The organism is Polaribacter tangerinus, from assembly GCF_038024095.1.
Classification (GTDB): Bacteria; Bacteroidota; Bacteroidia; order Flavobacteriales; family Flavobacteriaceae; genus Polaribacter; species Polaribacter tangerinus.
The window spans coordinates 2,017,840-2,030,391 of sequence record NZ_CP150668.1 but is presented as its reverse complement, the minus strand read 5'-3'; the positions used below and the strand labels follow the sequence as shown (position 1 = coordinate 2,030,391).

Here is a 12,552-nt window from a genome sequence, read left to right as displayed (position 1 = left end):
CCTACAACTAATTATGAAATTTCGTTTTCTTCTATTATTTTACATCGCAAGCCTTAGCTTTTGCAACATTAAAGCCCAAGGTTTATTGGTAAAGAAAAATAATTTTTCACAACAAGATACCCTTCGAGGAAGTATTACTCCAGAGAGAATCTGGTGGGATTTAACATATTATCATTTAGATATTGAAGTTTTTCCAGACACCAAATTTATATCAGGTAAAAATACCATTAAGTACACAGTTTTAAATGAATATCAGTCTTTGCAGATAGATTTGCAAGCACCTCTAAAAATTACAAAAGTTACACAAGACGGAAAAGAATTAGAGGTAATTCATAATGGAAATGCACACTTCATTCAATTGATAAAACCACAAAAAATAGGTCGTACCGAAAGTATAGTTGTTTATTATCAAGGAAATCCTAAAGAGGCGGTAAGAGCTCCTTGGGATGGTGGTTTTTCTTGGAAAAAAGATCAAAATGGAAATCATTTTGTTGCCACCTCTTGCCAAGGTTTAGGTGCAAGTGTTTGGTGGCCTTGTAAAGACCATATGTATGACGAAGTAGAGAATATGCGTATAAGCGTTACAGTACCAAAAAATTTAGCAGATGTTTCTAACGGAAGGCTAGAAAGTATTGAAGATAATGGTACAACAAAAACATACAATTGGTATGTAGATAACCCTATAAATAATTACGGTGTAAATGTAAATATTGGAGATTATGCTCATTTCTCTGAAGTATACTATGGAGAGAACGGCCCATTAGATATGGATTACTTTGTTTTAAAAGACAATTTAAAAAAAGCCAAAGAACATTTTAAAGATGCACCAAAAATGATGAAAGCTTTCGAGCATTGGTTTGGTCCATATCCTTTTTACGAAGATGGTTTTAAACTAGTAGAAGTTCCGTATTTGGGCATGGAACATCAAAGCTCTGTAACGTATGGTAATCAATATAAAAAAGGATATTTAGGGAGAGATTTATCTGGCTCTGGCTGGGGCTTAAAGTTCGACTTTATTATTATTCACGAAGCGGGCCACGAATGGTTTGCCAATAATATTACCAATATAGACATTGCAGATATGTGGATACATGAAAGTTTTACCAACTATTCTGAAAGTCTTTTTTTAGACTATTACTACGGAAAAAAAGCTGCTTCTGAATACGTAATCGGACTCAGAAATTATATTGCAAATCTATCACCTATTATTGGAGAATATAATGTAAACAGTGAAGGTTCTAGCGATATGTATAACAAAGGTGGAAACTTGCTACACACCTTAAGACAAATAACTAATAACGATGAAAAATGGCGAATGATTCTTCGAAAAATGAATAAAGTATTTCGTCACAAAACAGTTAATACTGCCCAAATTGAAACCTTTTTAAGTACTGAAATTGGAATAGATTTAAGCAAAGTATTTGATCAATATTTAAGAAATACAAGTATTCCTACTTTAGATTATACGATTCAAAATAATGTTTTAACTTATAAATGGACAAACGTTGTAGAAGGATTTAATATGCCTGTAAAAGTTTTTATTAATAAAGAGGAAACGTGGTTGTACCCAACCACTAAAGTGCAAAGCAAAACACTCTCTGATAAAAATACTACAGTAACTATAGACGAGAACTTTTACATCTTTAGTAAAAAATAACTCTCAACTCTAAAATTTTTAAAAAGGCTTATTTAATCAAATAAGCCTTTTTAATAAAATCTACCTTCGGAAACTTTTCTTTTAAAAATTTATTCCCAAACCGAGTTATAGAATCTTGTTTCCTTCCTAATTTATCACCGTAACCATTGTAAAACTTCAACACATTTTCACTTCCTTTTATCACTTTCGCAATTACCGGAAAACCTCTCACCCCAGCATAAGTAAGCGTATCTAAACGATAATTATTTTTTAAATTTATAAATACTTGGTTAGATCTTGAGTTTACGCCACCTCTTGCAAAAGCCAGTGTCATAGAATCGTTTTTCTGTACAACAGGTTCATCTTCTATACCAATTTGCCAACTTTTATTAATAATAGAATCATTGTGAATACCGAATTGCGCAACAAAATCAGGAACTACTCTAAAAATAGCAACATCATTATAATATCCATATTTTATAAGTTGATATAACCTATCTACTCCCTTTGGAGACCATTCTCTTACTGCCTCAATATCAACATTTCCTTGTGTGGTTTCAAACCGTGCCTTAAAAGTTTGTGGTGCTTTTTTATCTAGCCATTTAGACTTGAACTTTTTAGGAGCACAACAAACCAAAACAAACAAACTAAGTATTATTAAAATCTTACTTTTCATTTTTTCTTTTTTAAAACATTAATTATAAAATTTAATCCTTTTCAGCCATTTTTTTTACATAATCGGTAACAATAACAATTTGAGTTGCTCCCACTTTTCCTTCAATATATTTAGAATTTTCGTAATCTAAAGAAATTCTACGAACTGCTGTTCCTTGCTTAGCAACCATACTAGAACCTTTTACTTTTAAATCTTTTATTAAAACTACCGAATCTCCTGCCTGTAAAATAGCTCCATTTGCATCTCTATGAATAATTTTTTCACTTTCATCTAAATGATCATTAGATTCCTTAGCAAAACGCAAATCGTCATCTTCCAAATACATCATATCCAATAAATCTTTTGGCCATCCTTCATTTTTTAGTCGAGAAAGCATTCTCCATGTAACCACTTTTACTGCCCTAAATTCACTCCACATAGCATCATTTAAACAACGCCAATGATTTGGGTCTGTAGTTTCCGGATTTTCTATTTGAGAAACACATGTTTCACAAGCCAACAAGCTACCATCTATACCTCCTCCCCCAGTTTGGCTTGGTTTCACCTCATAAATACTTAAACTATTTTCCGAAGCGCATAATTCGCATTTATTACCACTTCTACTCTCTAAATCTTGCTGTAAACTCATTATTTCATTTTATTTATTTTGGTTGACGCCAACAAAAGTAATATTTTAAAATAACTCTTTTTTGAAGCTATTTCACGCTTTTCGCACTCGCTTTTTTGAAGCTGTTTTCGAGATTACCACGCCAAAAAGCGTGGCACTCAAACTAGCCTAAAAAAGAGCTCAAACAAATGCTGCAATCGTGGCTAAACTGTTTTGCTTGCCTTCATTTAAAAACTAAAAACTAATTCGAACTTTTGGAGAAATCTAACTTGTAAAACCCCACTTTCCCATAAATTTAAACACCGTAATAAACAATTTGTTATTTAATCTCTAAAGAAGTGAATTTAAAAGTATTTCCATCAAACAAACCTTTATCAGATAATTTTAAGGATGGAATTACCAGTAACGCCATAAACGATAAACTCATATAAGGCGCTCGTAACGTACTTCCCATTAACTTGGCCATTTTATCTAACTCGGCATAAGATTTACCAATTTCTTGTGCAGATTTGTTAGACATGATACCTGCAACTGGCAATGGAACTACTTTGGTTTTTGTTTCTGTAACGGCACAAATACCACCTTTATTATCAATTATTAAATTAACAGCATCACAAATTGCTTTATCAGAAGCTCCAATGGCAATAATATTGTGAGAATCGTGGCCAACAGAACTTGCAATAGCACCTTCTTTAATACCAAAGTTTTTTATAAATGCAATAGCTGGCTTCTCATTCTTATAACGGTTTACAACCGTCATTTTTAAAATATCGGTTGAGGTATTTGAAACTAAATTTCCTTCTTTTATTAAGGTTGAGGCTTCAATTTGATTGGTTACTAATTCACCATCTAGCGCTTCAATCACCCTTATTTTATTTACAGAAGATTGAAAGCTAAAATCTTTTTCAATCTTTTTATGAGCATTAAAATTGTTTAAGAGCTCAAAATCGACATGCTCTACAAAAGACACCCCATTTTTTGCTACTATTGTGCCATTAATATAGGTTTCTAAAACATTAAAATGCTTTAAATTATCAACAATAATAAAATCGGCAGCATCTCCTTTCTGTAACAAACCTACGTCTAATTTGTAGTGTTTTACAGGGTTTACACAAGCAACTTGTAAAACTTTATAAATATCAATTCCTTTAGCTACTGCTCTTTCACATAACTGATTGATATGACCTAGTAACAAATCATCGGGATGTTTGTCGTCTGAACAAAACATCATATTTTCATAATAATCGGGTACTAAATCTATTAAAGCTTCAAAATTTTTTGCTGCAGAGCCTTCTCGTATAATTACCTTCATTCCTTTTTGAAGTTTTTCTAACGCTTCATCATAAGAAAAACATTCGTGATCTGTGGAAATTCCTGCATTTATGTAGGTAGAAATATCTTTTCCGCGCAAACCTGGTGCGTGCCCATCTATTGGTTTATTATTACTTTTTGCATGTTCAATTTTTTTAAAAACTTCATCATCGTTATGCAAAACACCCGGGTAATTCATCATCTCTGCAAGATATTTAATATCCGGATTTTCCATCAACTCTTTAACATCATCTGCATTAATTACTGCTCCTGCACTTTCAAAAGACGTAGCAGGCACACAACTTGGAGCTCCAAAATTGAACTTTAAAGGAACTTTTTTTCCATTATCTATCATAAAATTCACACCCTCAACTCCAAGAACATTGGCAATTTCATGAGGGTCTGAAACAGTGGCAACAGTTCCGTGAACAACTGCAATTTTAGCGAATTCCGAAGGAACTAGCATGGCACTTTCTATGTGAATATGGGCATCTACAAAACCTGGTAAAATAAAGTTCTCTTTGGTATGATTTGCCTCTCTAATATTAGAAATCTGTCCGTTTTCAATCGCTATTTCTCCTTTAAAAATTCGTTTGTTAATAATATCTACAATATTTCCTTGAACTACCATTTCTAAATTTTAAGATTGTGAACAAATCTACAAATATTAAGAAATGTTTATAGCCCGTTTTTTAAAACTTTATGCTATTTTTATTTTATGAAAACAACAGAAGTACATCACCTCTTTAAAAAAAGGTTTGGTTATACAGAACACCCAAATATTGACTTATTTAAAAGCTGGGCTCAAAAAGAAAAATTCTCTTTAAAAACATTGTTTCCAACAATAAACAAAACCGAAGCTCATCATTTAGATTTAAGTGTTCATAGCAATTTTATTAACGGAAAAGACGATTTTAACAATCTTACTTTTTTTGAAGGTAAAATTATGGACTTACAAAAAACAATACCTAATAAAATTATTGCAGGTGGTTACTTAGAAAAAAGAGCTCTTTATACCTCTTCTATTTATGAAAGAAAAACAACCGAAGGAACTGAAAAAAGAAACACTCATTTAGGATTGGATTTTTGGTTACCAGAAAACACACCTGTACACGCAATTTTAGATGGTGAAGTTGTTTGTACTTCAGATGATTCTTACCACAAAGGTTATGGTGGTTTGTTAATTTTAAAACATCAGCTTAAGCATTTTCACTTTTATACTTTATATGGGCACAATACAATAAAAAGTGTTTTGAAACATAGAATTGGTAGTTTTGTAAAAAAAGGCGATGAAATTGCTGTATTGGCAAATGCAACAGAAAATGGTGATTGGGTTCCGCATCTCCATTTTCAAGTAATGCTAACGCTTTTAGATTATACCAACGATTTTCCTGGAGTAACTTTTGAAAGTGAATTGGAAATCTGGAAAAGTATTTGCCCTAATCCGAATTTACTTTTTAAACTTCCTAACTTATAATTTAAATTGGATAAATAACAGTGTGCAAAGGGAAATCAAACTCATTAAGATCGTCAATTTTAGAGATTGGCTCGAAAAAATTAATTCCAATACACCTTGCATCTGGTCTGCATTTAGCTAAAAAACGATCGTAAAAGCCTTTTCCATAGCCAACACGATAATTAGCCGTATCTGAAATTAACAACGGAACAAAAATTAAATCAAAATCAGATTCCTCTGCTTTCTCTGCATTTACTGGTTCTGGAACCCCAAATCTATTCAAAATTAATGCTGTATTTTCTTCGTAATAATAATGAGATAATGTGTTGTTTTTAAAATTACATTTAGAAACGGCAATTCGAATTCCTTTTTTTCTTAAATAATTAATGATTGGTGTTGTGTTAATTTCTTTAAATTTTTCTAACGTTAAAAAAATATGTGCTGTTTTAACAGCAGAAATATCTAACGTAAAGAGTTGCTTATAAATATTATTTTCAAGCTCTTTAATTTGAACAGCAGATAAATTTTCTCTTTTTTGCTTGTATAAAGTCCTTAAAGTTTGCTTTTGCATCTTACAAATTTTTCAATTCTAATTGTGCCTTTTTAGTAAGACCCTTTACTACCATATCATAAGAATGGGAAATTAACTCTTTTACTAAGCTATCTGAAACATCACTAAAATTTACAGTTACCGTATTCCAATGTTTTTTGTTCGAATGCCAGCCTGGAATTATACCTTCATAATTTTCTCTTAAAGCAATTGCCCTTTCTGGGTTGCATTTTAAATTAATTGTTTGCTCATTCTTCTCCCACTTGTCAAGACTTGCCAAAGCAAACATTTTACCCATTACTTTAAAAACCAGCGTAACTTCATCGAAAGGAAAGTGTTCTGTTACTCCTTTTTTAGACAAACAAAAATCTCTAAATTGTTCTATATCCATTGCTTTTAGTAACTAACCATTTTTGTTTAGGGTAGCTCATATTTTAACAGCTCTTCTTTTTAAACTAAAATATCATCAAAAAAAACTACCTTTATAATACCAAATCTACAATTATTATTTAAATGGAAAATAATTTTTTAAAGAACACCTCACTAATAAGCTATTCTGTTAACAATCACGAGAAAAAAAGTTTTACCGATATTACTTCCATAAATTTCTCTGAAAATTTAGAGGGTGTTTCATGGCTAAATACATACGGAATTAAATTTTATGACGATTATAAAAAGGTAGTTCATCAAAATAAATTAGACGATTTTTTAATAAAACTTCTAGGAGATGAAGAACATTCTAATAAAGTAATTATTTTAGAAAACTTACTATTTATAACCACTCGAGTATTAATTACTACCAATAACAAGTTAAATTCTGAACAAATGATTTTTATTGTTTCCAAAGATTTTCTTTGGTCTATACAAGAAAAACCTGGAGATTATTTTGCTTGGATTCGTGAACGTTTACAAGGAAATAAAGGAATTATCAGAAAGAAAAAAGCGGACTATTTATTGTTTCTAATTTTAGAGTCTTTGATAGATAACTATCAAGAAACGTATCAATTGAATGCCGATTTAAACGCCAATAAATTAAATGCTTCTAACATTAATCCAACTCCAGAATTTACATCATTGGTAGAAAAAAGAAAACAAGAATTGTTCAATTTTAAAAAGGCAACAATTAGCCTAAAAGATACTGTTATTAAATTAGAAAAATCTCAAATACCAGGTTTTAACGTAAAATATTTTAGTGAACTTAAAGAACAGACCAATAATTTAATTTCTAATATCGATTTTGAATTACAAGAGTTAGAAAGTAAAATAAACTTAATTTTTAGTATTCAAGGACATCGATTAAATGAAGTTATGAAAACCTTAACTATATTATCTGTAATATTTATTCCGCTTACATTTTTAGCAGGTATTTATGGTATGAATTTCGAAAATATACCTGAATTAAAATTTAAATATGGTTATTTTATATTATTAGGCATTATGGTATTAGTAACCATTGGTGCTGTTTGGTATTTTAGACGTAAGAAATGGTTTTAAATTGTAATTGCAGAGTGTTCTTACACTATTTAAATTTACTTTTATTGTAAAAAAAACCTTTTTTTAGGATGTCTATTTTAATATTTTGTACAAAATTGGCTTACTCGGTGTCGCATCATTTTCGAAAGGAGCAATCATTAAATTTAACAGATATTCTCCGTCTTTTACCGTGTTTGGTACATAAATAAACTCTGTAATAGTTGCATCTAAACGAAGGTTACCATTTGTATTCCAAAAAGCGTTATGAGCCAATAGTTTGCCTTCATCTTTTTCTTTATCTACCGAAGGCACATCTATAAGCAAATGTTTAATCCCTTTTTCTTTTAAGTAGATAGCTGCTTCCTCTAGTAAATAGGGCGGATTTGTATTGGAATATCGCATCGATTTTTTTTCTAGTAAATTAGGTATGGTACGAATTACAATAGCATCTCTTTTTTTGTTACGCAACGCTGTTTTTAATTGTTTTGCAGATATAACAAAGTCTTCTCCTCTTTCTTCTGGTGCAACTGTTACCACCTCGGCAACAAAAAAATAATGTTTTAAATTAGAGTTTACAGAATGTATTTTTTCTGTTATATGACCTACACATTCTGTATGAGTAATATGAGAATGCGGATTAAAATGTATGCGGTTAAAATTAACCACTGCACCATTTTTTACAGTCACTTCTTTATTCTCAAATTTTTCAGGAACAATTATTGGATCGTCAATATACCAAGCATTTATTGCTGGTTTTTGTACATCTATTGCTATAGAAATATCTATTGGTTTCGATACATTTATTTCAATTTTTCTTGAGTTATATTCTATAATTGCCTTCATTTATTCTTTCTAATTGACGTTTTTCAAATATAGGTTTTTAAAATAAAAAATAATCGAAAATTAAAATGAATACAACTAAAAAATCAAGAAACCATAAAAAAATCGGTAATAATTCCGTCTACTAAAAAACTACCTTTTTTGGTTGTTTTAAGAGTATTGTTATGAAGAGACAATAACTTTTGAGCTCTATATTTTTGTGAGCGTTGTAAAATATATTGTGCAAACTTTAAGCCATAATCCGAATTAATTTTATCAATCGAAACACCCCACATAGTTCGTAAACCTGTCATAACATACTCATTATACCTATCTTCTATAGACAAAATTTCTTTTTCTAGTGGCAATATATTTTGGGCAATATCTTTTATGTACTTCGAATTATTTTTTACGTTCCAACTTCTTTCTTTGCCATTAAAAGAATGGGCAGAAGGACCAATACCAAGGTAAGATTTGCCCATCCAGTAAGCTGTATTATTTTTACTAAAAAAAGCTGGTTTGCTAAAACTAGACAATTCGTAATGTATGTAACCTGCTGCTTCTAACATTTCTGTGAGTTGTAAAAATTGCTTTTGAACAACTACATCTTCTACTGTTTTAATTTTACCAGTTGCTATAAAATGTTCGAGCGCTGTTTTGGGTTCTACAACAAGCGCATAGCTAGAAATATGAGGAACATTAAAACGTAAGGCAGTATTAATATTTTCTAACCATGTAGCAGTTGTACTTCCAGGAATTCCATATATTAAATCTAGAGAAATGTTTTCGAAATATTGGGTAGCCAACTCCAAAGATTTTTTTGCTTCACCAGCATTATGAGCACGATTCATTAACTGTAAATCATTCTCATCGAAAGATTGAATACCAATACTTAACCTATTTACTCTGCTCTTAGAAAGTGCTTTAATTTTCTCTTCGGATAAATCATCCGGATTGGCCTCTAACGTAATTTCTACCTCTTCTACCACCTCAAAATTTGTATAAACTGCCTCTATGAGGCTATTAATTTCTGAGGTTGATAAAATAGAAGGAGTTCCACCGCCAAAATAAATAGTGGTTACTTTTTCTTTTAAAAGTTCTTGTTTTCTCAAAGACATCTCTTTAATAAGAGAAAGTATCATTGCATCTTTTTTCTTTGTAGAAGTAGAAAAATGGAAGTCGCAGTAAAAACATGCTTGTTTACAAAATGGAATATGAATATAAATTCCCGGCATAAAAACAGCTATTTTCTATTAAAATTAGGTAACTTTTTTGGGGTTTTGCTTTACAAAACTTGCCCAACCGGTGTAGTTTTTTCCACCTATTACTTTTCCTGAATTGTAAAAATGACAAACAGCAGCTGCTAAACCGTCGGTTGCATCTAAGTTCTTTGGTAACGTTTTTAAATTTAAAAGCGATTTTAACATCATAGCTACTTGCTCTTTACTTGCGCTACCGTTTCCTGTAACAGCCATTTTTATTTTTTTGGGTAAGTACTCTGTAATTGGAATTTCTCGAGACAAACCTGCAGCCATAGCTACACCCTGCGCTCTTCCTAGTTTTAACATAGATTGTACATTTTTACCAAAAAAAGGAGCTTCAATAGCTATTTCATCTGGGTTATAAGTATCTATTAACTCTATTGTTCTCTCAAAAATTAGTTTCAACTTTAAATAATGATCATCGTATTTGGTAAGTAGTAATTCATTCATTTGAATAAACTCCATTTTTTTACCAACCACTTTTATAACTCCAAAGCCCATAATAGTAGTTCCGGGATCTATCCCTAAAATAATTTTCTCTATTGCCAAAACATCAATTCTTTTAGAATTTTGCCACCATAACTATTGATGATTATTTGTTACTTTGCAAATCATGAAATATTTACAAACAAACAAATTTAGGCATTTCTTTTGGTTGCTCATAAAACTTACCATTGTATTTGGTTGTTGTTATATTATTTCACAAAAATTAATTGTAAACAATCAATTACGTTTTTCAGTAATTGAACTAAAAGTATTTTCTTTAAATAATTTATTGCCATTATTATCTTTAAGTATTATCAATTGGTTGCTTGAAATTAAAAAATGGCAAATACTTGTTTCTAACTACAAAATGATAAGCTATAAGAACGCTAGCATTCAATCTTTAGCATCGCTTACTACCAGTATTATTACACCTAATAGAATTGGAGAGTATGGTGCAAAAATGCTTTTTTTTGATAAAAATATTCGAAAAAAAATCATCACATTTAACTTTACTAGTGTCATAAACTGGTTTTTTGTTGTTATTATGTGCAGTATTTGTATTGTTTTAATTTTAAAATACAAAGAGTCTGTAAAGAACATTTTTCGAAAATACGCAGTTCAAATATCTAAAAAAAAGCACGTTAAAATAGGTGTTTTATCTTTTTTAAGATATCTTGTTTTTTCTCATCAATGGTACTTATTGGTTATTATTTTTAACATTGATGTTTCATATATTACAGCCATTAGCACTATTTTTACTATGTATTTGATTAGCTCATTTATTCCTATGTTAACATTACTAGATGTAGTAGTAAAAGGAGCTGTAGCAGTTTTATTGTTCTCTAAAATAACCACAGATACCGTTTCCATTTTAAGTATTGCTACCATCATGTGGTTTTTAAACTTTGCAATACCTGCAATTTTGGGTAGCTATTTTGTACTTACATTTAAACCTAAATTTGTAAAATGATTTTATCTCTCATTTTTTTATTTACTTGTTATGGAATATTAATAGTGTTGTTAACTATTGGTTTTTTCAACGTAAAAGAATCAAATAATTTAGACTCATCTACACGTATAATTGACCATAAAAAAACTAAAGGAATATCATTTTCTGTTATAATTCCATTTAGAAATGAAGTTAAAAATCTACCAAACCTTGTTTCATCTTTTAAAGAAATATCCTACCCTAATGAGTTGGTAGAATATATTTTTGTTGATGATAACTCTACTGATGATTCCGTTGCTATTTTAAAACAACTATTAAAAAGTAACGAAATAAATACTCAGATAATTAAAAATAAAAGACGCTCAAATTCTCCAAAAAAGGATGCCATTTCCACTGCTATCCACCATGCAAAAAATACTTGGATAGTAACTACAGATGCAGACTGCTTTGTACCCAAAAAATGGTTAAAAAGTTTTGAGAATTTTATTGTAAAAAACAATCCAAAAATGTTGATTGGCCCTGTAAATTACGCTGCAGAAAATACATTTTTAGCTCAATTTCAATTATTAGATTTTATGAGCTTAAAAGGAAGCACTATTGGTGGTTTTGGTTTGAAAGTACCTTTTTTATGCAATGGGGCAAATTTAGCTTATAAAAAAAGTGAATTTATTGCTCTAAATGGTTTTGAGGGAAACGATAATATTGCAAGCGGAGACGACATTTTTCTTTTTGAAAAATTTATAGAAAAAGATAAAAAAAACGTTCATTTTATTAAAACTTTAGAGGCTACGGTTACTACTTTTCCTGTTAAAAATTTTACAAAGCTTATGCATCAAAGAGTACGATGGGCTTCAAAAACAAGTAAGTTAAAATCGAAAACTGCCAAGATTATTGGTAGCGTTGTATTTCTAACAAATTTAAGTATTGTAATTGCTTTTTTTATACCAGAAAACAGGGTTTATTTTGGAAGAATTATTGCAGCTAAAATGTGTATCGATTTAATATTATTAATACCTACAATACGCTTTTACAAGCATGTACAATCATTTTTAAAATGGTATCTTTTATGCACAATAGCATATCCGTTTTTTAATGTGTTTATTGTAATAAAATCTTTGGTTAGCAATTACCAATGGAAAGGGAGAGAGTTTAAAAAATAACCTTAAAACAGTGCGTTCATAATTGCTTCTGCCTTGTACCATAAAATTATTACAATGGCCAACAATAGTACCAAAAAGAGACCTTTTTTGGGTTTTATTCTTTTTCTGCTTCCAAATTTTCTTCTAAATTCCATTTTTACTCTTTATTATTTATTTACTTATAAAAC

General features: G+C 30.2%; 14 protein-coding genes. 5 read left to right on the top strand and 9 right to left on the bottom strand.

What is annotated here, in order from left to right:
- Positions 1 to 13: 13 nt before the first annotated feature.
- The gene (locus WHD54_RS08880) at positions 14 to 1,657 is read left to right on the top strand and encodes a M1 family metallopeptidase (RefSeq protein ID WP_088323766.1); all 1,644 of its coding nucleotides are present in this window, start codon (positions 14 to 16) and stop codon (positions 1,655 to 1,657) included.
- A gap of 28 nt (positions 1,658 to 1,685) precedes the next feature.
- Here WHD54_RS08880 and WHD54_RS08875 read toward each other — a convergent pair whose 3' ends face one another.
- The 3 genes from WHD54_RS08875 to ade all read right to left on the bottom strand — a co-directional run bounded on the left by WHD54_RS08875 (position 1,686) and on the right by ade (position 4,861).
- Positions 1,686 to 2,312, bottom strand: coding sequence for a peptidylprolyl isomerase (locus WHD54_RS08875; protein WP_088323767.1), 627 nt, complete (start codon positions 2,310 to 2,312; stop codon positions 1,686 to 1,688).
- 31 nt (positions 2,313 to 2,343) lie between these two features.
- Positions 2,344 to 2,940 (bottom strand): PhnA domain-containing protein, encoded by a 597-nt coding sequence (locus WHD54_RS08870; protein ID WP_088323768.1) that lies wholly within the window; start codon positions 2,938 to 2,940, stop codon positions 2,344 to 2,346.
- Positions 2,941 to 3,238: 298 nt separating this feature from the next.
- Positions 3,239 to 4,861 (bottom strand): adenine deaminase, encoded by a 1,623-nt coding sequence (gene ade, locus WHD54_RS08865; protein WP_088323769.1) that lies wholly within the window; start codon positions 4,859 to 4,861, stop codon positions 3,239 to 3,241.
- An 87-nt stretch (positions 4,862 to 4,948) separates the two neighbouring features.
- Here ade and WHD54_RS08860 point away from each other — a divergent pair, with 87 nt between their 5' ends.
- Entirely contained in the window at positions 4,949 to 5,707 is a 759-nt protein-coding gene (locus tag WHD54_RS08860) for a peptidoglycan DD-metalloendopeptidase family protein (protein ID WP_088323770.1), read from the top strand.
- A gap of 1 nt (position 5,708) precedes the next feature.
- On the opposite strand, the gene WHD54_RS08855 is transcribed toward WHD54_RS08860, so the two are convergent.
- On the bottom strand, positions 5,709 to 6,257 hold the full coding sequence (locus WHD54_RS08855) for a 5-formyltetrahydrofolate cyclo-ligase (protein WP_088323771.1): 549 nt from the start codon (positions 6,255 to 6,257) through the stop codon (positions 5,709 to 5,711).
- Between the two features lies 1 nt (position 6,258).
- On the bottom strand, positions 6,259 to 6,627 hold the full coding sequence (locus WHD54_RS08850) for an MmcQ/YjbR family DNA-binding protein (protein ID WP_088323772.1): 369 nt from the start codon (positions 6,625 to 6,627) through the stop codon (positions 6,259 to 6,261).
- 122 nt (positions 6,628 to 6,749) lie between these two features.
- On the opposite strand from WHD54_RS08850, the gene WHD54_RS08845 reads away from it, so the two are divergent.
- The gene (locus WHD54_RS08845) at positions 6,750 to 7,730 is read left to right on the top strand and encodes a CorA family divalent cation transporter (RefSeq protein ID WP_088323773.1); all 981 of its coding nucleotides are present in this window, start codon (positions 6,750 to 6,752) and stop codon (positions 7,728 to 7,730) included.
- Positions 7,731 to 7,802: 72 nt separating this feature from the next.
- Here WHD54_RS08845 and WHD54_RS08840 read toward each other — a convergent pair whose 3' ends face one another.
- From WHD54_RS08840 to ruvC, 3 genes are all read right to left on the bottom strand, one after another.
- Positions 7,803 to 8,552 carry a cyclase family protein gene (locus WHD54_RS08840; RefSeq protein ID WP_088323774.1) on the bottom strand — a complete coding sequence of 250 codons (750 nt, stop codon included), beginning with the start codon at positions 8,550 to 8,552 and terminating at the stop codon, positions 7,803 to 7,805.
- 83 nt (positions 8,553 to 8,635) lie between these two features.
- Positions 8,636 to 9,763, bottom strand: a complete 1,128-nt coding sequence (gene hemW, locus WHD54_RS08835; RefSeq protein WP_088323775.1) for a radical SAM family heme chaperone HemW — start codon at positions 9,761 to 9,763, stop codon at positions 8,636 to 8,638.
- A 24-nt stretch (positions 9,764 to 9,787) separates the two neighbouring features.
- Complete coding sequence (ruvC, locus tag WHD54_RS08830) at positions 9,788 to 10,339, bottom strand: crossover junction endodeoxyribonuclease RuvC (protein ID WP_088323776.1); 552 nt, start codon at positions 10,337 to 10,339, stop codon at positions 9,788 to 9,790.
- A gap of 64 nt (positions 10,340 to 10,403) precedes the next feature.
- Here ruvC and WHD54_RS08825 point away from each other — a divergent pair, with 64 nt between their 5' ends.
- A complete protein-coding gene (locus tag WHD54_RS08825; protein ID WP_088323777.1) occupies positions 10,404 to 11,246 on the top strand; it encodes a hypothetical protein in 843 nt (280 codons plus the stop codon).
- A complete protein-coding gene (locus WHD54_RS08820) occupies positions 11,243 to 12,385 on the top strand; it encodes a glycosyltransferase family 2 protein (protein WP_088323778.1) in 1,143 nt (380 codons plus the stop codon). The genes WHD54_RS08825 and WHD54_RS08820 overlap by 4 nt, the downstream gene beginning before the upstream one ends.
- A gap of 2 nt (positions 12,386 to 12,387) precedes the next feature.
- On the opposite strand, the gene WHD54_RS08815 is transcribed toward WHD54_RS08820, so the two are convergent.
- Complete coding sequence (locus tag WHD54_RS08815; protein ID WP_262502701.1) at positions 12,388 to 12,519, bottom strand: hypothetical protein; 132 nt, start codon at positions 12,517 to 12,519, stop codon at positions 12,388 to 12,390.
- Positions 12,520 to 12,552: the final 33 nt, after the last annotated feature.